Genomic DNA, 21,259 nt, shown 5'->3' with positions numbered 1-21,259 from the left:
TACTCACAAGGCAGCCCTCTGGGTTGCCTTTAGTGTTATTTTCTATATCCGTTATAGTTTATATAGGAACCTAAAACGCTGAGCTTGCCATTTATGAATTTACAGAACCATTTCTTAATTGCTATGCCGTCACTCACGGATCCCTATTTCCACCAATCCGTCGTGTACATCTGCGAACACAACGAAAATGGCGCTATGGGGTTAGTGATTAACAAACCCATTGAAGATTTTTCTGTGTTTTCGATGCTGAAAAAACTCGAGATTTCAGTGTCTGAACATATTAATTCTCGAAACCTTGAAAAAATGGTGATCGCGGGAGGCCCTGTTGCGGAAGAACACGGCTTTATTATCCATACGCCAGTCACTGGATATGCGGCTAGTCTACGTCTCAATGACCATATTATGGTAACCACATCGAAAGATATTTTAGAGACCTTGGGCAATGAGCAACATCCGATGAATTCATTGGTGACATTAGGCTACTCGAGCTGGGAACCGGGGCAATTGGAACGTGAAATCATGGAAAATAGCTGGCTCACCGTCAATGCTGATCCTAAGTTGATTTTTGATACGCCACTGAGTGAGCGTTGGAAAGCGGCAGGCAACCTTTTGGGGATCAATATCCACACTATTTCTATGCAAGCGGGGCACGCATAATGTCAGCAAGAACGTTACTTGCCTTCGATTTTGGCACCAAAAGTATTGGTGTTGCAGTAGGACAAGAAATTACAGGAACCGCCCGCGCCCTCACCTCGTTAAAGGCGAATGATGGCAGACCAGATTGGCAACAAATCGAAAAACTACTTAAAGAGTGGCAACCTCAATTAGTGATTGTGGGACTGCCACTGAATATGGATGGCACCGAGCAATTAGTCACCAGCCAAGCGCGTAACTTTGCTAACCGCATTCACGGACGTTTTGGTGTGCAAGTGAAATTACACGACGAGCGGTTATCCACCGTTGAAGCCAAAGCGGGTCTATTTGAACAAGGTGGATATCGCGCCTTAAGTAAAGGTAAGGTCGACTCAGCCTCTGCGGTCGTGATTTTAGAAAGTTGGTTTGAGCAGAATTACTAGAAAACACATCTTTACGTTTATTTTACCCTTTCAGTTGCTGCAAAGGTGCCGTTCTCCCGCAAATTGCTTTACACTAGGGTTAATTCTGAATATTCACCGAAAGCAACTGAAAAACGGTATCGAATAAAAATGACCATTCAAAATAATATTGCGGAAGTCACCGCTCGCATCAATCTTGCTGCTACTGAGTGTCACCGCTCCCCACAAGAAATTACACTGTTAGCCGTCAGTAAAACCAAACCTTGTGAAGCCATCTTAGAGGCTATTGACGCCGGTCTTCGCCAATTTGGTGAAAACTATGTTCAAGAAGGCGTTGAGAAAATCCAATATTTCGCTGATAGAACCGATCTGGTTTGGCACTTTATCGGACCATTACAGTCCAATAAAAGTCGTTTAGTGGCAGAGCATTTTGATTGGTTCCACACATTAGACCGAGCTAAAATCGCTCAGCGTTTAAATGAACAACGCCCGCAAAATAAAGCCCCACTGAATGTACTTATCCAAATTAATATTAGCGATGAAAACAGTAAGTCAGGCATCAAACTTGAAGACGTTGACGCTCTTGCCGCGCAAGTCGTTCAGTTACCGAATCTGGTGCTGAGAGGTTTAATGACTATTCCGGCACCCGAAACTGATTATGAGCGCCAATGTGTTGCGTTTCGACAAATGGAGCAGGCTTTTCAACAATTGAAAAATAACTATCCTACCGTTGATACTTTGTCGATGGGAATGACTGATGATATGGCCGCTGCTATCCACTGCGGGTCGACCCTTGTTCGCATTGGTACCGCCATTTTTGGTGCTCGTCAATACCATAATTAATTTTAGGAGAACAACATGCAACATCGCAAAATTGCCTTTATTGGCGCGGGGAATATGGCAAATGCCATTATTGCGGGTCTCGTGGCTCATGGTTACCCAGCATCAATGATCACCGTATGTTCCCCGACCCCCGTGCGACGCGATAAGATGGCACAGCAATACGACATTATCAGTACCAATGATAATTTAACCGCTGCGCAGCAAGCTGAAGTGATTGTTTTGGCAGTAAAACCTCAAATGATGAAAGAGGTCTGTGAACCATTACAGCAGCTCGAAAATCTGGACAATAAACTTATTTTAACCATCGCCGCAGGGATTCCAGCAGATCGTTATAATGACTATTTTGCACACCCATTACACCTTGTTCGCATTATGCCAAATACCCCATCTCTGGTAGGTAAAGGTGTCAGTGGCCTGTTTGCTCAATCGAATGTCACTGAAGATGATAAACAGTTTACCCAGCAGTTAATGGAAAGTGTTGGCAGTACAACTTGGTGTACTGAAGAGAAAGAAATTAATAATATCATTGCAGTAACTGGTAGCTCTCCAGCCTATTTATTCCTGTTTATGGAAGCGATGCAGCAAAAAGCAGAGCAACTTGGTTACGATGAAAAACAAGCTCGTGAATTAGTGCTTAATGCCATTGAAGGCTCCGTTGCGCTAGCTAAATCACAGGGTGACACTGCATTCTCTACATTACGTGAACAAGTCACCTCTAAAGGCGGCACTACCGCTATGGCTTTAGAGCAATTTTATAATGGTAATCTACCGCAAACTGTCGCTAAAGCTATGCAAAGCGCGATTGATAGAGCGGAAGAGATGGAAAAACTTTTTTAATTAATTTTTGGGACAAGCCATGCAGACTCTCGTTTTTATTGTTACCACCCTATTCCAACTGTATATCTTTGTGCTTTTGCTCAGAGTATGGATGCAGTGTGTTCGTGCAGACTTTTATAACCCATTCTCACAGTTTGTCGTCAAAGCAACTCAGCCGATTGTTGGGCCACTACGTCGCCTAATTCCATCCGTGGGTTCTATCGACACAGCTACGTTACTCGTCGCATTTGTGCTCGCCATTGCCGATATTATCTTTGGGATGTGGGCAACCAATATGCTCCCAGCGATAGGGCTTACTTTGCTACCTATGGCGCTGATTTTACTACTAACTTATATTGGTAAGCTGATTTTCTGGATGATCCTAATCCGCGCTATTTTAAGCTGGGTTAGCCAAGGTCGTAATCCCATTGATTACCTGCTATTCCAATTAACTGAGCCTCTAATGGCGCCAATTCGCCGCATTATTCCTGCGATGGGCGGATTAGATTTTTCAGCCATGATTGTCATGTTTATTTTGATAGCCCTGAACTACCTGCGTGTTGATGTCTCTTTAATGATTGACCCATCATTAACCGCCATGCTGTTCTCTATTGGCATTATGTAAGGGAAGATGTAAAAGATGCAAAAAGTAGTTTTAGCGACCGGTAATCCGGGCAAAGTGAATGAATTAGCCGATTTACTGCGGGATTTCGGTATGGATATCGTGGCACAAACCAGCCTTGGGGTTGAGTCCGCAGAAGAGACCGGATTGACCTTTATTGAGAATGCTATTCTCAAGGCTCGCCACGCATCAGCACAAACAGGCTTACCTGCAATTGCTGATGATTCAGGTATTTCCGTCGATGCATTAGGTGGAGCTCCAGGGATCTACTCCGCGCGTTATGCTGGAGAAGAGGCAAGTGATCAGCAAAATCTAGACAAGCTTCTCGATGCCATGAAAGATATTCCTGATAACCAACGTCAGGCACAATTTAACTGTGTTTTGGTATACCTGCGTCATGCAGAGGATCCTACTCCATTAGTCTTTCACGGTCGCTGGCACGGCATATTAACCCGTGAAGCTAAAGGTCAAGGTGGATTCGGCTACGATCCTATTTTCTATGTACCCGAATTAGGCTGTACTTCTGCGGAGTTAACTAAGGCACAAAAACAGGCGGTGTCCCATCGCGGTAAAGCCTTAGCCATGATGTTGGATGCCCTAAAAAATGCTTAAGCTTCCCCCGTTAAGCCTGTATATCCACATTCCTTGGTGTGTACAAAAGTGCCCTTATTGTGATTTTAATTCACATACAATGAAGGGGGAGATCCCCCAAGTTGAGTATGTCGAGCACTTACTGCACGATCTTGATAGCGACGTGGGGCTAATAGGCTCCCGCCCAGTCAAAACGATTTTTATCGGTGGTGGAACGCCAAGCTTGCTCAGTGCTAAATCCATGCAGATGCTGATGGATGGCGTTCGTCAGCGTGTAAATCTTGATCCTGACGCCGAAGTGACGATGGAAGCCAACCCCGGAACAGTAGAAGCCGAACGTTTTGCTGGCTACCAAGCCGCAGGGATCAACCGAATCTCTATTGGTGTTCAAAGTTTTGGCAACGATAAACTGATTACGCTTGGGCGCATTCATGGTCCTGATGAAGCAAAACGTGCAGCCAAACTGGCAACTAACTTGCATTTACGTAGTTTCAATTTAGATTTGATGCACGGTCTCCCCTCTCAAACTCGCGATGAAGGGTTATCTGACTTACGCCAAGCGATTGAGCTCGCGCCACCGCATCTCTCTTGGTATCAGCTAACTATCGAGCCAAATACTCAATTTGGTTCGCGACCTCCTAGCCTTCCTGATGATGACACACTGTGGGATATCTACACTGAAGGTCATAAATTGCTGTCAGCTGCAGGCTATCAGCAATATGAAACTTCGGCTTATGCAAAGCCCGGCTATCAATGTCAGCATAATTTAAATTATTGGCGATTTGGGGATTACCTCGGAATTGGTTGCGGTGCTCACGGGAAAATCACGTCCACCGATGGGCAAATTTTACGCACGGTAAAAACCAAACACCCACGGGGTTATATGGAAGGTCGTTATCTCGATAACCGTTACAATGTTGAGAATGAAGACCGTCCATTCGAATATTTTATGAACCGCTTCCGGTTACTCGAATCAATGCCTCGTAGTGAATTTACGGAATATACAGGACTGCCTGAGTCCGTGGTACGTTCAGCTATTGATGAAGCGTTAGCCAAAGGCTATATCACGGAAACCGCTGATGAATGGCAAATTACTGAACATGGTAAATTATTCTTAAACTCTCTGCTGGAGCTATTTTTAGGGGATGAGTAGGTAACGAATAATTTTCAGTATGAAAAAAGCCAGCTGAATGCTGGCTTTCTCTTGAGAATAATAACTGATTTTATCAATTACAGTGCTTTAGTCACTGCATCAATTTGTTCGGTTAAGCTGACTAAGCCACCACCAGAGAGATACCACAGATCAGATTGCAGATAGGTAATTTTGCCATCTTTATACGCTTTGGTTTCTTGGATATTTTTGTCTTCAAATACCGTTTTATCCAGCTTACCTGCACCAATCGCTTCGCTACGATCCACAATTAAAATGACATCCGGATCCGCTTGAGCAATAGTTTTGGTGTCCACGACACGACGTTTTGATTTATCAGCATCTGCTTGAAGCGGTAATTCAGCACGTTGAGCTTTAACTACATCATAAACAACCGCTTGGTTATTCGGGATTAACTTGCCGTCGTTATGCAGTAAAACCAATACTTTTTTGTTGGAAGCCGCTGCTTTTTGTTGCGCTGCTGCAATAGTTTTATCCAATTGCGCTAACTGCTCCGCAGTTTCTTTTTGATTACCATACAATTCGCCAATTAAGCTGATGTTCGCTTTTACCGAATCGATATAATTTTTGCTATCAGAACCTAAATTCAATGTCGGCGCAATTTTTGACAGCGCTTCATAAGATTTGCCTTGGCGACCCGTGATCACAATTAAATCGGGTTTTAGTGCTTCAATTTCAGCTAAATCTGGCTGCTTCATGCCACCCGCATTTTTCATTGTCGCAGGAATTCCGGCCTTCACATAAGCGGGTGCATTAGCCGTTGGCAATGCAACAACCTTATCCCCTAGCCCAAGCTTTTGCATTGAGTCGTAAATACCGAAATCAAATAGCACTACTTTTTGTGGTTTTTTAACCACGTCAGTTTCACCGGAGAGGTGCTTAACAGTCACTTTATCCGTACCTTGTGCAGTGATTGCGTTAGGTGTAAATGCAGTAGATTCAGCACTCAGTGCGTAAGGTGCGGAGAATGACAGGATAGAAACGAGTACAGCTGGAATAAATTTTTTCATATGAATGACACCGATTTAGTCGTTAAGCCAAACCCGCATTCTAAGGAGAGTTACTAATAAGTCAATTAAATGATAATGATTATTACTATTGTTTTCGTTTATGTTATTTGCATCATAGTTTATCCTTTATTTTTGATATAAAAAAGCAGCAACCCATTTCCTGATTGCTGCTTTTAAAATTAGAGATAGAAGTTAACTAGTTAGCTTTGATTGAATTAAGTAAGCTGATTCGTTGCTGCTCTAATGACGTTACTTTGGTGCAAACTTGCTGGCCAAACTGCTGGAAACTATTTTCTTGGTTTTTCCATTCGCCTTCAATTTCCTGCTGTAAGCCACCTAAACCGCCTAGCATACCTTGCAACAGTGCATTGGTATCACCACCAGCCATTAGCTGCTTACGACCCATCTCATTGATACTGTCTTGTAAGATGCCACCTAAGCTTTCATTTACTAGCTGACGTCCGCTAGCTTCTACCTTCTTAATACCTTGATGATGGAAAACATAGCCATTTGGACGAGTTTCAATGATCTGGTCAATCTGACCATTTAAATCTTTTTCGAGTTTCGTTAAACGGTTACGAATATTACTCTCGTTGCCAACCACTTTTGCGACCACTTTATCCAGTGACTTTCTGGATGCAGACAATTTCTGCTCAGACTCTTTTTTTATCCATGGAAGGTCTTGTCGGATAGCCGACTGGTAACGCAATGCTTGCTGCTGCTGTTCAGCGGTCAGCACAACATTTTTACCATTCAGGGTAACATCGCCGTTTGGCGTAATTTTTAAATCCCCACTCTGCCCAACAACTTGGACGCTATCTGGCGTCATAAAAATATCGTCTTTTGGCGTCACGGCACAATTATAATCAGCCGCTTGGCTCGTAGCTGCAAATGCCAGTAATGAAAATGCAATGAAAGTACGGCGCAACATAAAATCTCCTCGTTGATTATCTTTCTATTGATAGAACGATAATTAAAAAACAGAACGTCCAATTCGTTTCGCAAGTAATTCTAAGACGGCACATCCCACCAAAGAGTTTCCCGCTAAATCCAATTCCGGCGCCCAAACCGCCACTGTGAACTGATTTGGAACCACACAAACAATACCGCCACCGACCCCTGATTTACCGGGCATTCCAATTCGAAATGCAAATTCTCCAGAGCCATCATACATGCCACAAGTCATCATAAGCGCATTGATTTGCCTAGATTGTAACGGCGTGATTATCGGGTCAATTGAGCAAGCTGTTTCCCCCTGAGCCATCAAATAGGAGAAACATTTCACCAGCTCAACGCAGTTCATACTTAGAGAGCAATAATGAAAATAAGTTTCTAACACAGTTAAAACATCATTTTCAAAATTACCAAAAGATTTCATTAAATACGCGATTGCCGCATTACGGCTAGCATGTTCCATTTCCGAGCGAGCAACAGCAATGTCATAGCTAATATTAGGTTCGCAAGCTAATTTCCGAACAAACTCCAGCATTCGCTGTTTCGGAGCGCTAAGACGGGATTGCAGCATGTCCGCAATCACAATCGCTCCCGCATTGATAAATGGATTACGGGGAATGCCTTTTTCCATTTCTATTTGAATCAATGAGTTGAAAGGCAAACCTGACGGCTCTTTGCCGACACGGCTCCAAATTTCTTGCTCTTCATAGCGCGTCATCGCCAGCGTTAGGCTTAGGACTTTAGAAATAGACTGAACGGAGAAGCGTATCCGTGCATCACCAGCAGTAAAAATATCGCCTTCTGCGGTATACACCGCAATACCCAGATGATGTGAAGGAACACAGCCAAGAGCTGGAATGTAGTTCGCAACCTTCCCTTGACCTATCAACGGGCGAACTTGATCCAAAATATCATGTAGTAATTGGTCAGAAAACTGGGCACTCAAATGCGTTACTCCAGAATGGTTACTTCATAATGGTTTACTTTAGAAAATAAAGGCATCCAATTGGATGCCTTAATCAATAATCAAATTAGTGATTATTCCCACCAAACATCAAACAGTTCAGAAACAACAACGTCGTTCATCCCTTTTGATTTTAGCCAATTTTCAACAATTTGACGGTGCTCTTCAGTACATTTGCCAATTTTTTGTAGGCAAACAATACCTTCCCAGCTCAAGTAGCCGCTAGCTTCAAATGCCAAACCGTTTGGTTCGATAGCTTCAGCAATCAGTTGGTCAACTGTGCTATCCACTTCTTCAATTGGCGTACCTTCTTTAAAATTCCATTTTACGATGAAGCCTAATTCTTGGAATTCATCCAAACGTAATTTTTTACGTAAACGGCGACTACGTTGTTGTTTAGCCATCATTAAATCCTCTTAAACATTAAATCCCATACACCGTGCCCTAACCGCTGGCCGCGCTTTTCAAACTTTGTTTCTGGTCTTGATTCTGGACGAGGCACATAGTCCCCTGAAACGGATACGTTTTCATAACCTGCAACACTGTTCATTACCTCAAGCATATGTTTTGCATAAGGCTCCCAGTCTGTTGCCATGTGGAATACACCACCGTCCGTTAATTTAGTACGAATTTTTTCTGCAAAAGGCACCTGCACAATACGACGTTTACTGTGCTTCGATTTATGCCAAGGATCAGGGAAGAATAACTGAACCATCGCCAAGCTGCCGTTAGGGATCATAAAGTCTAAGACTTCGATCGCATCGTGGCACATGACGCGCAGGTTAGTCACATTTGCTTCTTTTGCTGATGCTAAACAAGCGCCCACACCCGGTGCATGCACTTCGATACCGAGAAAGTTTTTATCTGGGTTCTGCTCCGCCATAGTGACTAACGAAGTACCCATTCCAAAACCGATTTCTAAAATAACCGGATTTGAATTATTAAATAATTTAGCGAAATCAAAAGGTTCGTTAATAAAATCGATACCCATTTCAGCCCATTCGCTTTCTAATGCTTCTTCCTGACGTTTTGTCAGACGCCCTTGACGGCGGACAAAACTACGGACACGGCGCATAACACGCCCATCTTCATTATATTCGGGGGAGATAACGTTATTGATCATAATAAAGTTCTAAAAAATTCGTTGTCCAATTAGATAATGTGCCAACAAGAGTATAAAAAAATCCAAATTGTGTTCATCAATTCTCGCCAAATTATAGCGAGTACGCGAGTTTACCAAAACTTCAGGGATCTTGCAGTTGATAATTGGATAACTTTACACACGAAGCGGTTTACAGCTACCTCGGTCTATGTTGCAATCCTCCCCATGACTGAAATACCAATAAAAATAACGAATCAATGGAAGCTCAACAATTTTCAAGTGCAGTGCTCAAGTGGTATCACAAATATGGACGAAAAACCTTGCCATGGCAGCAGGAAAAATCCTCTTACCATGTCTGGCTTTCCGAGGTGATGCTGCAGCAAACCCAAGTCAGCACAGTCATTCCCTATTTTGAAAAATTTATTCAACGCTTTTCTGACGTCACTGCGTTAGCTAATGCCCCATTAGATGAGGTTTTACACCTCTGGACAGGGCTGGGATATTACGCCCGAGCACGTAATCTTCACAAAGCAGCGCAAGTGATTGCCACACAATACAACGGCAAGTTTCCTACGACTTTTGAAGAAGTGAATGCCTTACCTGGAGTGGGACGCTCTACCGCAGGCGCGATTCTTTCGCTCTCTCAGCAACAGCATTTTCCAATCCTCGATGGTAACGTAAAACGCGTGCTGGCTCGCTGCTATGCCGTCGGTGGCTGGCCGGGTAAGAAAGAGGTCGAAAATCGGTTATGGGAAATTAGTACCAAAGTTACCCCTGCGGTTGAAGTTGAATACTTTAACCAAGCCATGATGGATCTTGGTGCGATGGTCTGTACACGTAGCAAACCGAAATGTGAATTGTGCCCATTAAATAGTGGTTGCGTCGCTTATGCCAATCACTCTTGGGCATCCTATCCGGGGAAAAAACCGAAACAGAAGATCCCTGAGAAAAGCGCTTGGTTTTTAATCCTACAGCACGACGATAAGGTGTGGTTAGAACAACGTCCACCCTCTGGGATCTGGGGGGGATTATTTGCATTCCCACAATTTGAAAACAGTGAGCAGCTTTCAGCTTGGCTGGCGGATTCGGGAATGAAATATGACACGCCAGAACAATTAATTGCATTTCGCCACACATTTAGCCATTTTCATTTAGATATTATCCCTGTAAAAGTTAATATTCAGGCATTTAACTCTGCCATGGATGAAGGCACAGGACTCTGGTATAACTTACACCTAGGCGCAACAATCGGTCTTGCAGCTCCGGTTGAAAGTTTATTAAAACAACTAGCCTTACTACCTGATATTCGAGGAAAAATTAAATGAGTAGAACCATTTTTTGCACTTTCTTACAACGTGATGCTGATGGGCAAGATTTTCAGCTTTATCCTGGTGAATTAGGAAAGCGTATCTTTAATGAAATTTCGAAGGAGGCATGGGCTCAATGGATGACTAAACAAACCATGCTGATCAATGAGAAAAAACTAAATACCATGAATCCTGATGACCGTAAAATGCTAGAACAGGAAATGGTTAAGTTCTTATTTGAAGGTCATGATATTAAAATTGATGGATATACCCCTGAAAAATAATTTTTAGGTCTATATTTATAGTTCTTCAAGTTGCATGGCTCGGTTTGCTACCGACATGCAACTTGGGTGATTTAGAGTATATGGACGAGATAATCGCTAGTTTGCATTAATATTGTGGATCGTATGAAAAAATTATTTGCCCTCACATTGTTGATACCACTTATCGTTTCCTGTTCCAGTAAACAGAAATCTGACTTTAATCCTGACTATGTCAAAGATACCAATGGGTTCGATATTTTAATGGGTCAATTTGCCCACAATATTGAAAATATTTGGGGGATAAAAGAAGTTCTGATTGCCGGTCCAAAGGACTATGTGAAATATACCGACCAATATCGTACCCGCAGCCATATTAATTTTGATGCAGGAACCATCACGGTCGAAACAATTGCGGCAGTCGAGCCTTCAGAACATCTGAAAAAAGCGATTGTTACCACATTATTAATGGGCGATGACCCAAACTCTATCGACCTCTACTCCGATATTAACGATATTCCACACAGTAAAGAGCCATTCTTGTTTGGGCAAGTGATGGATAATACTGGCGAGCCTATTCGCTGGGAATGGCGTGCAACTAAATTTGCAGATTATCTGATCAGCAATAAAATGCAGCGCAGGCAATCTGGTATGAATGTGGTTTGGTCGGTCACTATGCAGTTAGTACCGAACCACTTAGATAAACGAGCCCATAAATATCTACCATATATTAAGAAATCATCCGCTAAGTATGGTGTTGATGAGTCGCTGATTTTGGCAATTATGCAGATTGAATCCAGCTTCAACCCGTATGCAGTAAGTCGTTCGGATGCAATGGGTCTGATGCAGATAATGCAAAATACTGCGGGTAAAGATGTGTTCCGTTCTCAAGGAAAATCTGGCGTACCAAGCCGCAGCTACCTGTTTGACCCAGAGAAAAATATTGATACGGGTACAGCCTATTTAGCTATTTTACAAAATAGCTATCTCGGTGATATCCGCAATCCAACATCGCGCCGCTATGCGGTGATCACTGCTTATAATGGTGGTGCAGGCAGCGTTCTGCGCGTGTTCCATAATGATAAGAAACAAGCGGCTCAGAAAATAAATAATTTAGAGCCAGGTGAAGTGTATGAAACGTTATCCACTAAACACCCTGCTGCAGAGTCGCGTAACTATCTCATTAAAGTGAATAAAGCTCAGAAAAACTATTTGCGCTAGTTTCGCTCACTAAAATGCCATTAAAAAATGCCAGCAAGTGTTTCTCTTTGCTGGCATTTTGGCTATTTCATTACGTATTTTCATGTTGATTTGTTTAAAATTTAACTCAAATGCTGAAAAAAAGCGCACTCAATCAAAAGTTTTAGGATCTGCCTTGACTCACCCTCTTAAATCAGGTTTAATACGCTCCGTTGCCCGGATAGCTCAGTCGGTAGAGCAGGGGATTGAAAATCCCCGTGTCCTTGGTTCGATTCCGAGTCCGGCACCACTATTTAAAGAACCCGCTTAATTGCGGGTTTTTGCTTTTTAAATCTAGCAAAACTCCCACTATCCCAAAGTGTTAATTCTACTGGGGGTCAACTCACTTCACTCCCAACCATATATTTCTTCCCCAAAATACTTCAAGCCACATATTAATATATACCTATGTGACCTAAATTATGATGTATATAGCCGTTATTTACAGTTGATGAAATTAGCTAAAAAAACCTGACCGAGTTAGCTCGCCTATACCTGTAATAATAAATTGTACACCCATACAAACTAATAAAAATCCCATTAATCTTGATATTGCATCAATACCCGATTTGCCAAAAAATTTCATGATAATAGTCGAGCTTTTTAAACATGCCCAAAGAATAATCGAAAATATAAGAAATACTAAAGGAGGTGCAATCAATATCACCCAATGCGGATAGGCATTCTCATTAGTAATGACTGAAGAAGCCATACTAATAATCATCGCAATAGTACCGGGCCCTGCAGTACTCGGCATTGCTAATGGTACAAATGCAACGCTAGAATTGCTATCGCTAACTTTTTTATCATCATCACTTATATTGCTAGTAACAATAGGAAACAACATTCTAAAGCCTATGTAAGCAACAATAAAGCCACCAGCAATACGTAATCCCGGAATTGATACACCAAAAGTATTCATGATGGCTTGGCCTGAATACCATGAAATTATCATAATGAAAAAGACATAGATAGGTGTCATTTTTATGACTTTTTGGCGACCTTCTATGGTCATTTCACCCGATAAACCAAGAAACAATGCAACCGTTGTCAATGGATTAGATAAAGGTAATAAAACAGCAAGCCCAATACCCAGCGCTGTTAATAAATCAAACATGACCACCTCATTTTAGTTTAAAGTTATTATAAAAAATTAAGAATATTTTTAGTATAACGAATAATTGCATCATCATTTTTACTATTCTGGCTTTCTAATATGAATAAGATTTTTGTTTTATCATCGTCATTTAAAATCCCAAAAATAACAGCCATTAAAAGATCCTTTGATTCTTGTAAATTTGCCATTTCATAGACACATAATAATGATAAAAAAACATACATCTTAATTATATTTTCTTTTTTAGAGAATGAGTTAACATTAATAATAATTGTATTTTTTAATTTTGAAATTTCATCTTTATCTCCCTCAAACTCACTTATTTTTCTCAATATAAATTGAGTTTTTCTTTTTTCCACTTGCTCATCAGTACTTAAAGGAATGATATACAACATAAGAGTTACTATAACAATAGAAAATACAAGAGCAATAGAAGTATTTGAAAAGCTTACAAAATCAAAATTCATTGGGTTAGTGAAATTAATTATAAATATAATTGATATGCACATAACATGTGAAATCAAAAAAGATAACTTACCACCTGTTTTAAGAATACCTAATAAAAGAAAAATAGGTAACATAACCAATGCAGCTTGAGAAAAACTTGATACTTGAATTAAAAAATAGAATTTCAAAATATAACCAATTAAAACAACAAGTAATGCAATTATAAAAATGACAAATGCAAGTTTATTTGCTTTTGGTATAGTCACACCAAAAGTAAATGAAATACTAACAAGTACAGCTAGGATATATCCATAATCCCATGCAGTATTAAACCAGAAGATAACACTGATCACGAGACCAAAAACTAACCTCATTGTGTTTGATATAATATCTTTCCAATCAAAAAACTCGTAGTAGCTATAATCCTGCTTAATATTACTCTTACTTTTAATATTTAAGAATTCGCTATAGCCTTTATATTTTAAAATATCTTTATTTTCCAACCCAATAATAATAAAAGTTATAAATAATGGTAATTTAAATAGTTGGCTACTTGACTTCTTAAATGAAATAAAATTACTCTCATATTGACTTAACTCATCATAAGATATACTCGATGTAATAACTTCCTTTACTTCTTTAATGGTATTACCCCTATGACCTTTAAATAATTCAGAAAGTACTTTTCTCTTCTCACTCTGAATTTTTTTCTTAATTAGCTGAGTTTGAAAAATATGTTGTTTGGACGGTAAAATATACATAACGAAGGTATAAGCGATAATACCTATTGTCACTTCAATTAACCGCTCTTGGGACAATTCAAAAATTGTCATCGGTAAAGGATAAACCGATGTACCAAATGCTATAATGGCTGAAGTATACCCTGATAACGAAAACATGTATGGCATCATATAGCGTGAAGTTAACGTTAAAAATAAACATGCTGATAACCAAATTATAATTAATGATGTAAATAACCATTGATCATTGAGGCTAATATTAGCAATCAAGGTTACGGCTATAACACCGATAAAACTACCGACTAATCTTGCTCCCATTTTAGCAAGACTTAATGACCGGTCAGGGTATCCAATAATTGCAACAGTCATCATTGCCCAGTATGGCTTATCAAAACCGAGGTATGAAGATACATACCAAGCCAATAAAATTGCCAATGTGAATTTTATTGCAAAAATCCAATTTGAATTCATATATTAATCTTCAATAAATACGGTACAGGTTGTTCCAGGAATAAGGTGTACCCCATCAATATTATTTAAGGAAACTTTAATTGGAACTCGTTGTGCTAACCGAACCCAAGGATAATTAGGCTCTACATTTTCAAGAAGCTGATTACCCGTTCTAGAGTTGTTATCATCAATTGCTCGGCCTATACTTTGTACTTTTCCTTTAAGTTCTTCATTATTACTGTAAAGTATTACCGTTACATTATTATCTACAGCTACGTTACGCATTTTTGTTTCTTCTAAATAAGCGATAACATAGTAAGAATCTTCATCAATAATAGCGAATAATGGCGCACCTGCACTGATATAATTACCTTTTCTTAAATTTAAGTTTGTTATAAAACCATTTACTGGTGATCTAATTTCCGTTCTTGATAAATCTAACTTTGCTTTTTCAATTTTAACTTTCGATAGCTCAATTTTTTTCGTTAAACTATCCAGCCTTGATTTTGCATCTTCCAGCTCCTCTTTTGATATAGCAACTTGACTAAGTTTACTACGTCTCGCAAGTTGGCTCTTAGCAAAATTATATTGAACAATGAGCTCATTAAGTTCAATTTCAGACTCGCGTAATTTAATATCGTAATCAGTTGGATCAACAACTAATAGTAGCTCATTTTTCTTCACCTCTTGATTGTCAACAATTAAGAGTTTTTCAATTTTACCTGAAACTTCAGCTGTTATTTCACTCACTTCAGCTCTAATTCTGCCATCACGGGTCCATGGGCTCAATGCATAATGATTCCATAACACATAAATAGATGAGATAATAATAAATATGGATATTACAACTAATAAGTACTTTTTAATATTCATTCTATAACCAATTATAAATTAGCAATCACATGTATTATTAATATGCAAAAAAACAACATTGAAATATCAAAAAGGCTGCCAGCATATTCATTCCTCATAACCAAACCAATATAGATAGCCCTTATAGACAACCACAAAAAAAAACCCAAAAGCAAGATAAGGGCTATACCGGGTATAAAAACACTCCCCCCTAAAATTAGATCTTTCATATAGCCATCCCATCATAAATTAAATATTTAGTTAGACTTTATATCATTGATTACTCAATACAATAGTACATTCATATAATGTATAATAATTTTAAATAGTAACAACATCAAAGAATTGATTAGAGAATGTGAATATTTAGATATTCCAGCAAATTAATCCAAAATAGACATGATAATATATGATTTTCAGTTTATTATATTGTCATAAAGTGACAATTAATCGATAAACAACCGAACTTATATTGATATATTACTCCATTTCAGAGTAAATAACGGTAATGTAATAAATATCCACTTAAAACAATTCGTATCCATTTAAATTTTAATAAAAAAAATAATATATATTCAAACTGGCCTCATTCAATGTAAGTACTATCTTCATCAAACTGTGCCCCCCATACATACTTTCATATTCTAACTCTACTATTAATAACAAATTAATTATATCCAATTATAATAAAAAATATAATTTAATTACTATTTATTATTAACAGACGCCAACCGGAGCCTGTTTTTCGATTACACATAATTCACGCGAAGTTAGCTTTATGAGTAAATTTAGTGCCCCGTAATTTCAATCAAAAAGCTTATTGGATCCCCACGCTGATTTTTTATTTGAGGATATGATTAGGTAATAAGGTGAGGTAGTTCCATGCATCATAAATGAGTCATTGAAATCATCAAAATTAATGGGGTACGTTCACTTTTTTCACATGGATCATGGAGGCTATTGAGAGCGATGGCAACATTTTATGTATTGATTGAACAGCAAACATAGTGGGACAGTTAAGTGTATCCTCCCCCCCATAGCAAAACGATTTTTATATATGGGAGGAAGCGTGCATAAGCATACCAAGCTTCATTAAAGTGAATTCTAGGGGCACTTTCGCCAAGATATTTAACAACATCGTTCACATTATAATAAAAGCCGCCATACTTACCGTTAGCCACGACGACATAAGTCGCTTCTGATGTTGCGGCACCTTTACTTAATGGACTTTGAGCAATAAGTTTATAAATGCGATGAAATTCACACTTTTAGAATTATTTAAAAAAAAGACAAACAAAATAGCTTATTTTAGATTATTATATTTTAAATTTTTTTAATTATTAATGTAATCAATTGTGCAATAAAAGATTGATTTTAAAATCCTTTTTTTATAACCGATATAATTAATTAAAAATTAAAATTTAACCGGAATATCTTCATCAAAAATTTTTATTATTTTCAGATGAAGAAATTAAATTCTTTAGCCAAGATTAAAATACACTAACATTGTAATACTTATGGAGTAATTTATATTTGTTGTGATTTTTATTTTTAACTATACACTTTCTTGACTTCAAAAAATAGACTGCCATTCTTGATGATATAGCATCAAGAATTGATAATGCAATCATTCCAATAAAGATGTTTTTTTTGGAAATACACAGAATAAACCCTCTATATTTTTATTGTTTCAGTCCTTATAACTTTATCTTTCATATCTTCCAATATCTAGACAATTTAAATATATAGTCACTTTAGATTTAATTATTAATACTTTCACTTTTCTAATTAATAAAATATAAATCAAGGAGTAAAAATGCATAAAATAATAATAGATTGTGATCCTGGAGTTGATGATGCAGTGGCCATTTTTCTCGCGATAGCGTCACCAGAAATAGAAATCATCGGGATAACAACAGTCGCTGGGAATGTAGAGTTAGAAAAGGTTCACAGTAATGCAAAAAAATTACTTACATTAGCGAATAGGCTAGATATTCCTCTAGCAAAAGGCTGCGATCGTCCATTAATGACCAAAACTGGAAATAAAACTCATGTTCATGGTACAGATGGGCTAGCTGGGGTGCTCCTACCTACGCCAGAATACCAAAATGATTCAGGTCATGCGGTAGACTTTATTATTGATTCAGTAATGTCAAATCCAGGTGAAGTAACATTATGCGCAATGGCTTCTCTCACTAATATCGCAATAGCTATCATTAAAGAACCAAAATTAGTTGATAATGTAAAAGATATTGTAGTTATGGGAGGAGCCGCATTTACACAGGGAAATATAACACCAGCAGCTGAATTTAATTTTTATGTAGATCCCCATGCTGCTCATATTGTTTTTGATAGCGCACGACATATTACTATGCTTGGTTTGGATGTAACAAGTAAAGCTGATATAAGAGCAGGTTTGTGCACGTCTTTGGAAAAAGGTGATGTTATTGCCCAGAAAGTGGCAGAGATGTGCCGAAGATATGCCGAATGTGATCCTTTTCTGCATGACCCCTGCGTTATCGCATACCTCATTCAACCTGAAATTTTTTCAGGTGTTGACGGTTCAATTACTATTGAATATGAATCCAAAAGACTATTTGGTCATAGTTTTGCCACCATATCTACTGCTACTAATCACTGTTCGGAAACTATGAATAATGAATCTAAATGTAAAATTATTACTGATGTCGATGCATCAAAATTAATGTCTTTAATTGTAGAACGTATTTTAACTCTTTGATATACAGCTGATATCTATAGAAATAAATACTCAGAATCGCTGATATCCAGAATCTATTTTATTAAAAACCTCTAAAATATAGCCATATTTTTTAATTTAAAAATTAGTGAATATCACTATTTTTATCCAAAAAACCAGCATTCTAAAAATTGGAATAGGTAAATCCATTAGAATTTTTTTTGATTTGCCTAAACCTTATGAATACGTTGCCATATTGTTCCCCTATAAAGCATAAGCCAGGTACAATTTAGAACAAAAACATGCTCATATTTAAATATGAGCATGTTTTACTAGAAGGCATAACGAATACCCACGCCTCCCTGCGGCTGTAGCTCCCAATCTTTTTCAGTTGAACCCCAGACTTGGTTAGAATATTTGGCTTGAACAAATGCAGATAAATTTAGTGCCTTATTATATTGATAATTTAAACTAAGCTGGGGTAGCGCAAACAAGGTATAAGTACTTTTATAATTACCGTCCATAATTGTTGGCGATAACCATTCAGACATTTGATTTCCTGCAATAAATGGATCCCAAGCTGCTTTTTTATTCGAGGATATATACGGATCTAATCCACCAACAAAATTAAATGACAATGAAGTATTATCATTAAATTGATATAAGGTATTCGAATAATTTAACCATGCCAAAAACATATAATAATTTGCATTACTGTAGGACTGAGTTCCATCAGTTATGAGCATATTTCCGTCATACCATTCTCTAAAAGCATAAGCATTCAGTGTAATCGAAAAATTTGCGGGGAGCTGCCAATTAGTAAGTAAACTTAAAATCCCTGTATTAACATGTCCTGACGGTCCTTGGGTATTCCATCCATAAATATACATAGGTGAAAATGCAAATTGAGTCGCTTGGATATAATCATTTTTAGGAATGTATTCAGAAAAATCGAATGCTGTTTGCATCAATGCGTAGGTTTGGTTGGTACCATCAAAATCATCCTCATTCTCAAGCATTAGCGAAGAGTTCCATTTCACTTTTGATCCATTAATCACACCATAGTTATAATTTAATGTACCTTTTGGACCACTAAACCGGTTATCTTGTTGCTTTTCTGAACCGTCATAATGGTACATATTCCATGTTCTATCCCACTGTAAAGCCATACTCCACTTAGGATAAAAATTGTAATTGAACAGTAATGATGGGTGCGATGTTGCTGTTTTATAGCTACCCGCATTGCCATAAAATGTTTGTGTTACCCCAATAGAGCCACTAGGTATAAACTCTTCCGCTTGGCTCACAAAAGTCATCAGAACTAGTGCAGCGCCTGTAGATTTAATTAATATTTTCATTCTGTTTACCTTAATTTTCAAATACAAAACCCTTCAGATAATTACTGAATAAATTGAAAAGTCATTAATAATTTATTTATCACAAGGTTACTCTTATAAAAAGAGTAACCTTTGAAATAAGACTAAGATTTAAATGGAAATAACCCCTTTAAATAATAAGAAAACAACAATCAAATCTAAAGCTAATAATATAGCTAAAGAGATTAATTCCATCTTATTAAAAATAGGTAAGTTATCTTTTTTCTCTTTACGAGACCAAATGAAAATAGGTAAGCCACAAGTTAATAAAATAGGAATAAGTGCAACATATTGAATTTGACTTGCATAAAGAATGAATAAGCAAAATAATGCACCAATCACACCGCTCACCAAGGCGATATTACGACCTTTTTGAGAATATTGATTATATTCCTTATTCAAGCATATTTTAGTCATATAAAGCGTTGTTGTAATATAGGCAGGTACAACCATCAAGGCACTAATGTTATACATGGTATTCCAAGCATTGCTGGAAAAATAGACTAATAACATTGCGGCCTGCATAATGAAGCTACTAACCCAAAGAGACACACTTGCTGCCTGCTTCTTGTTAGTACGTGCAAATGCTCGAGGAAATGCACCTTTTTGTCCTGCTACCATTGGAATTTCAGCACAAAGCATTGTCCATGCTAGCCAACCGGCTAATACAGATATGATCAGGCCAATATTCATTAATAAGCTTCCCCAATCACCAACAACTTTCCCAAGAACACCGGCAGTAGAAGGGTTTTCAACTAATGATAATTCAGCTTGCGGCATTACACCAAAAGGCAATATAGATAAAAACATATAAATAATTAAAGCAATTAAGAACCCTAATAACGTTGCTTTACCAACATCTTTTTTGTTTTTAGCTCGCCCCGATAATACAACTGCACCTTCGACACCAATAAATGCCCAAAGTGTTACTGTCATAGGCGCTAATATTTGCGACATTAAAGAAGCCGGCTCTATATGTTGATTAACTTGAGTAACAACTTGAGGCGCAGTCCCCCAAAAATTATTAAATAATTGAGTGTAATCAATTAATAAGCCCAAGATAATAACAAATAAAATGAGAGGAACTAGCTTGGCTATTGTTCCTAAGGTATTCACAAAACCAGCAACTTTAGTCCCTGATAATACAAGGAAGTTGTAACCCCAAATTAAAACTGAGCCACAAATAATTGAATTAAGGTTATTGCCGTCAGTAAATACCCCGGGGAAAAATTGATCAAATGCATCCATCAAAATAACTGCAAAGGCGACGTTACCAAACGCAGTCATTAGCCAATATCCCCACGCCACACTAAAACCAATGAAAGAACCGAATCCTTCTTGTGCATACATGTAAACCCCTGCTTGTAAATCAGGGCGGAGATCCGACAGAATACGAAATGAATTAGCAATAAAATAGATACCAATGCCAGCTATCACCCACGCAATAATTACAGGACCGACTGCAGAACTTGCGGCTGTATTTTGCGGTAAGCTGAATACGCCACCACCAAGCATTGACCCAACAACAATTGCAATTAATGCAATTAACCCTAATTTAGTTCCTCCAGAAGAGGAGGCGTCTGTTGTGCTACTTGATGTTGCTGAAGGTTGATTTGCCATAAATAGAGCCTTTTAAAAGTCGTTA

Annotated in this window: 23 protein-coding genes and 1 tRNA gene; 12 read left to right on the top strand and 12 right to left on the bottom strand. The window is 38.3% G+C overall.

Features of this window, described 5'->3' with window-relative positions; genetic code table 11:
- Positions 1–93: 93 nt before the first annotated feature.
- The 7 genes from EL244_RS04355 to hemW all read left to right on the top strand — a co-directional run bounded on the left by EL244_RS04355 (position 94) and on the right by hemW (position 5,080).
- Entirely contained in the window at positions 94–657 is a 564-nt protein-coding gene (locus EL244_RS04355) for a YqgE/AlgH family protein (RefSeq protein ID WP_006815644.1), read from the top strand.
- Positions 657–1,076: a Holliday junction resolvase RuvX gene (gene ruvX, locus EL244_RS04350; protein WP_006815645.1), complete on the top strand. Its 420-nt coding sequence runs from the start codon at positions 657–659 to the stop codon at positions 1,074–1,076. The genes EL244_RS04355 and ruvX overlap by 1 nt, the downstream gene beginning before the upstream one ends.
- A 129-nt stretch (positions 1,077–1,205) precedes the next feature.
- Entirely contained in the window at positions 1,206–1,898 is a 693-nt protein-coding gene (locus EL244_RS04345; protein ID WP_126459055.1) for a YggS family pyridoxal phosphate-dependent enzyme, read from the top strand.
- 15 nt (positions 1,899–1,913) lie between these two features.
- Positions 1,914–2,735, top strand: coding sequence for a pyrroline-5-carboxylate reductase (gene proC, locus EL244_RS04340; protein WP_126459052.1), 822 nt, complete (start codon positions 1,914–1,916; stop codon positions 2,733–2,735).
- Between the two features lie 19 nt (positions 2,736–2,754).
- Entirely contained in the window at positions 2,755–3,339 is a 585-nt protein-coding gene (locus EL244_RS04335) for a YggT family protein (RefSeq protein ID WP_126459049.1), read from the top strand.
- Positions 3,340–3,354: 15 nt separating this feature from the next.
- Entirely contained in the window at positions 3,355–3,948 is a 594-nt protein-coding gene (gene rdgB / locus EL244_RS04330; RefSeq protein ID WP_115164026.1) for an RdgB/HAM1 family non-canonical purine NTP pyrophosphatase, read from the top strand.
- The gene (gene hemW / locus EL244_RS04325) at positions 3,941–5,080 is read left to right on the top strand and encodes a radical SAM family heme chaperone HemW (RefSeq protein WP_126459047.1); all 1,140 of its coding nucleotides are present in this window, start codon (positions 3,941–3,943) and stop codon (positions 5,078–5,080) included. The genes rdgB and hemW overlap by 8 nt, the downstream gene beginning before the upstream one ends.
- 77 nt (positions 5,081–5,157) lie before the next feature.
- Here the strand turns inward: hemW and EL244_RS04320 are convergent, their stop codons facing one another.
- From EL244_RS04320 to trmB, 5 genes are all read right to left on the bottom strand, one after another.
- The gene (locus EL244_RS04320; protein WP_126459046.1) at positions 5,158–6,108 is read right to left on the bottom strand and encodes an ABC transporter substrate-binding protein; all 951 of its coding nucleotides are present in this window, start codon (positions 6,106–6,108) and stop codon (positions 5,158–5,160) included.
- A 196-nt stretch (positions 6,109–6,304) separates the two neighbouring features.
- The gene (locus EL244_RS04315) at positions 6,305–7,039 is read right to left on the bottom strand and encodes a DUF2884 family protein (RefSeq protein ID WP_112836296.1); all 735 of its coding nucleotides are present in this window, start codon (positions 7,037–7,039) and stop codon (positions 6,305–6,307) included.
- 42 nt (positions 7,040–7,081) lie between these two features.
- Positions 7,082–8,008: a glutaminase B gene (gene glsB / locus EL244_RS04310; protein ID WP_115164852.1), complete on the bottom strand. Its 927-nt coding sequence runs from the start codon at positions 8,006–8,008 to the stop codon at positions 7,082–7,084.
- A gap of 92 nt (positions 8,009–8,100) precedes the next feature.
- Positions 8,101–8,430: a YggL family protein gene (locus tag EL244_RS04305; protein WP_039855660.1), complete on the bottom strand. Its 330-nt coding sequence runs from the start codon at positions 8,428–8,430 to the stop codon at positions 8,101–8,103.
- Positions 8,431–8,432: 2 nt separating this feature from the next.
- Positions 8,433–9,149 carry a tRNA (guanosine(46)-N7)-methyltransferase TrmB gene (trmB, locus tag EL244_RS04300; RefSeq protein ID WP_006815656.1) on the bottom strand — a complete coding sequence of 239 codons (717 nt, stop codon included), beginning with the start codon at positions 9,147–9,149 and terminating at the stop codon, positions 8,433–8,435.
- A 236-nt stretch (positions 9,150–9,385) separates the two neighbouring features.
- Between trmB and mutY the strand changes: the two genes are divergently transcribed.
- The 4 genes from mutY to EL244_RS04280 all read left to right on the top strand — a co-directional run bounded on the left by mutY (position 9,386) and on the right by EL244_RS04280 (position 12,184).
- Positions 9,386–10,453, top strand: coding sequence for an A/G-specific adenine glycosylase (gene mutY / locus EL244_RS04295; protein WP_039855566.1), 1,068 nt, complete (start codon positions 9,386–9,388; stop codon positions 10,451–10,453).
- Complete coding sequence (locus EL244_RS04290; protein WP_006815659.1) at positions 10,450–10,719, top strand: oxidative damage protection protein; 270 nt, start codon at positions 10,450–10,452, stop codon at positions 10,717–10,719. The genes mutY and EL244_RS04290 overlap by 4 nt, the downstream gene beginning before the upstream one ends.
- Positions 10,720–10,842: 123 nt before the next feature.
- Positions 10,843–11,916, top strand: coding sequence for a membrane-bound lytic murein transglycosylase MltC (mltC, locus tag EL244_RS04285; protein ID WP_006815660.1), 1,074 nt, complete (start codon positions 10,843–10,845; stop codon positions 11,914–11,916).
- Positions 11,917–12,109: 193 nt separating this feature from the next.
- A tRNA-Phe gene (locus EL244_RS04280) sits at positions 12,110–12,184 on the top strand.
- Between the two features lie 207 nt (positions 12,185–12,391).
- Here the strand turns inward: EL244_RS04280 and EL244_RS04275 are convergent.
- From EL244_RS04275 to EL244_RS18110, 5 genes are all read right to left on the bottom strand, one after another.
- On the bottom strand, positions 12,392–13,051 hold the full coding sequence (locus EL244_RS04275; protein ID WP_126459043.1) for a MarC family NAAT transporter: 660 nt from the start codon (positions 13,049–13,051) through the stop codon (positions 12,392–12,394).
- 26 nt (positions 13,052–13,077) lie between these two features.
- Positions 13,078–14,709: an FUSC family protein gene (locus EL244_RS04270; protein ID WP_126459040.1), complete on the bottom strand. Its 1,632-nt coding sequence runs from the start codon at positions 14,707–14,709 to the stop codon at positions 13,078–13,080.
- Positions 14,710–14,712: 3 nt separating this feature from the next.
- The gene (locus tag EL244_RS04265) at positions 14,713–15,561 is read right to left on the bottom strand and encodes an efflux RND transporter periplasmic adaptor subunit (RefSeq protein WP_126459036.1); all 849 of its coding nucleotides are present in this window, start codon (positions 15,559–15,561) and stop codon (positions 14,713–14,715) included.
- An 895-nt stretch (positions 15,562–16,456) separates the two neighbouring features.
- Positions 16,457–16,546 (bottom strand): hypothetical protein, encoded by a 90-nt coding sequence (locus tag EL244_RS18115; protein WP_268243883.1) that lies wholly within the window; start codon positions 16,544–16,546, stop codon positions 16,457–16,459.
- A 10-nt stretch (positions 16,547–16,556) separates the two neighbouring features.
- Complete coding sequence (locus EL244_RS18110; protein ID WP_269471789.1) at positions 16,557–16,778, bottom strand: hypothetical protein; 222 nt, start codon at positions 16,776–16,778, stop codon at positions 16,557–16,559.
- 578 nt (positions 16,779–17,356) lie between these two features.
- Between EL244_RS18110 and EL244_RS04255 the strand changes: the two genes are divergently transcribed.
- A complete protein-coding gene (locus tag EL244_RS04255; RefSeq protein ID WP_126459033.1) occupies positions 17,357–18,280 on the top strand; it encodes a nucleoside hydrolase in 924 nt (307 codons plus the stop codon).
- Positions 18,281–18,570: 290 nt separating this feature from the next.
- On the opposite strand, the gene EL244_RS04250 is transcribed toward EL244_RS04255, so the two are convergent.
- Complete coding sequence (locus EL244_RS04250; protein ID WP_126459030.1) at positions 18,571–19,596, bottom strand: FomA family porin-like outer membrane protein; 1,026 nt, start codon at positions 19,594–19,596, stop codon at positions 18,571–18,573.
- A 129-nt stretch (positions 19,597–19,725) separates the two neighbouring features.
- Positions 19,726–21,234 carry a basic amino acid/polyamine antiporter gene (locus tag EL244_RS04245; RefSeq protein WP_006815667.1) on the bottom strand — a complete coding sequence of 503 codons (1,509 nt, stop codon included), beginning with the start codon at positions 21,232–21,234 and terminating at the stop codon, positions 19,726–19,728.
- Positions 21,235–21,259 lie beyond the last annotated feature (25 nt).

The sequence above is a fragment of the Providencia rustigianii genome (genome assembly GCF_900637755.1).
Taxonomy (GTDB): domain Bacteria; phylum Pseudomonadota; class Gammaproteobacteria; order Enterobacterales; family Enterobacteriaceae; genus Providencia; species Providencia rustigianii.
The sequence above is the reverse complement of the archived record's forward strand: the minus strand, read 5'-3'. Positions and strand labels throughout refer to the sequence as shown.

Coding starts and splice junctions, on each gene's coding strand:
- EL244_RS04355 (WP_006815644.1), top strand. CDS start 94: ATGAATTTACAGAACCATTTCTTAATTGCTATGCCGTCACTCACGGAT.
- ruvX (WP_006815645.1), top strand. CDS start 657: ATGTCAGCAAGAACGTTACTTGCCTTCGATTTTGGCACCAAAAGTATT.
- EL244_RS04345 (WP_126459055.1), top strand. CDS start 1,206: ATGACCATTCAAAATAATATTGCGGAAGTCACCGCTCGCATCAATCTT.
- proC (WP_126459052.1), top strand. CDS start 1,914: ATGCAACATCGCAAAATTGCCTTTATTGGCGCGGGGAATATGGCAAAT.
- EL244_RS04335 (WP_126459049.1), top strand. CDS start 2,755: ATGCAGACTCTCGTTTTTATTGTTACCACCCTATTCCAACTGTATATC.
- rdgB (WP_115164026.1), top strand. CDS start 3,355: ATGCAAAAAGTAGTTTTAGCGACCGGTAATCCGGGCAAAGTGAATGAA.
- hemW (WP_126459047.1), top strand. CDS start 3,941: ATGCTTAAGCTTCCCCCGTTAAGCCTGTATATCCACATTCCTTGGTGT.
- EL244_RS04320 (WP_126459046.1), bottom strand. CDS start 6,108: ATGAAAAAATTTATTCCAGCTGTACTCGTTTCTATCCTGTCATTCTCC.
- EL244_RS04315 (WP_112836296.1), bottom strand. CDS start 7,039: ATGTTGCGCCGTACTTTCATTGCATTTTCATTACTGGCATTTGCAGCT.
- EL244_RS04305 (WP_039855660.1), bottom strand. CDS start 8,430: ATGGCTAAACAACAACGTAGTCGCCGTTTACGTAAAAAATTACGTTTG.
- trmB (WP_006815656.1), bottom strand. CDS start 9,149: ATGATCAATAACGTTATCTCCCCCGAATATAATGAAGATGGGCGTGTT.
- mutY (WP_039855566.1), top strand. CDS start 9,386: ATGGAAGCTCAACAATTTTCAAGTGCAGTGCTCAAGTGGTATCACAAA.
- EL244_RS04290 (WP_006815659.1), top strand. CDS start 10,450: ATGAGTAGAACCATTTTTTGCACTTTCTTACAACGTGATGCTGATGGG.
- mltC (WP_006815660.1), top strand. CDS start 10,843: ATGAAAAAATTATTTGCCCTCACATTGTTGATACCACTTATCGTTTCC.
- EL244_RS04275 (WP_126459043.1), bottom strand. CDS start 13,051: ATGTTTGATTTATTAACAGCGCTGGGTATTGGGCTTGCTGTTTTATTA.
- EL244_RS04270 (WP_126459040.1), bottom strand. CDS start 14,709: ATGAATTCAAATTGGATTTTTGCAATAAAATTCACATTGGCAATTTTA.
- EL244_RS04265 (WP_126459036.1), bottom strand. CDS start 15,561: ATGAATATTAAAAAGTACTTATTAGTTGTAATATCCATATTTATTATT.
- EL244_RS18115 (WP_268243883.1), bottom strand. CDS start 16,546: ATGTTTGCTGTTCAATCAATACATAAAATGTTGCCATCGCTCTCAATA.
- EL244_RS04255 (WP_126459033.1), top strand. CDS start 17,357: ATGCATAAAATAATAATAGATTGTGATCCTGGAGTTGATGATGCAGTG.
- EL244_RS04250 (WP_126459030.1), bottom strand. CDS start 19,596: ATGAAAATATTAATTAAATCTACAGGCGCTGCACTAGTTCTGATGACT.
- EL244_RS04245 (WP_006815667.1), bottom strand. CDS start 21,234: ATGGCAAATCAACCTTCAGCAACATCAAGTAGCACAACAGACGCCTCC.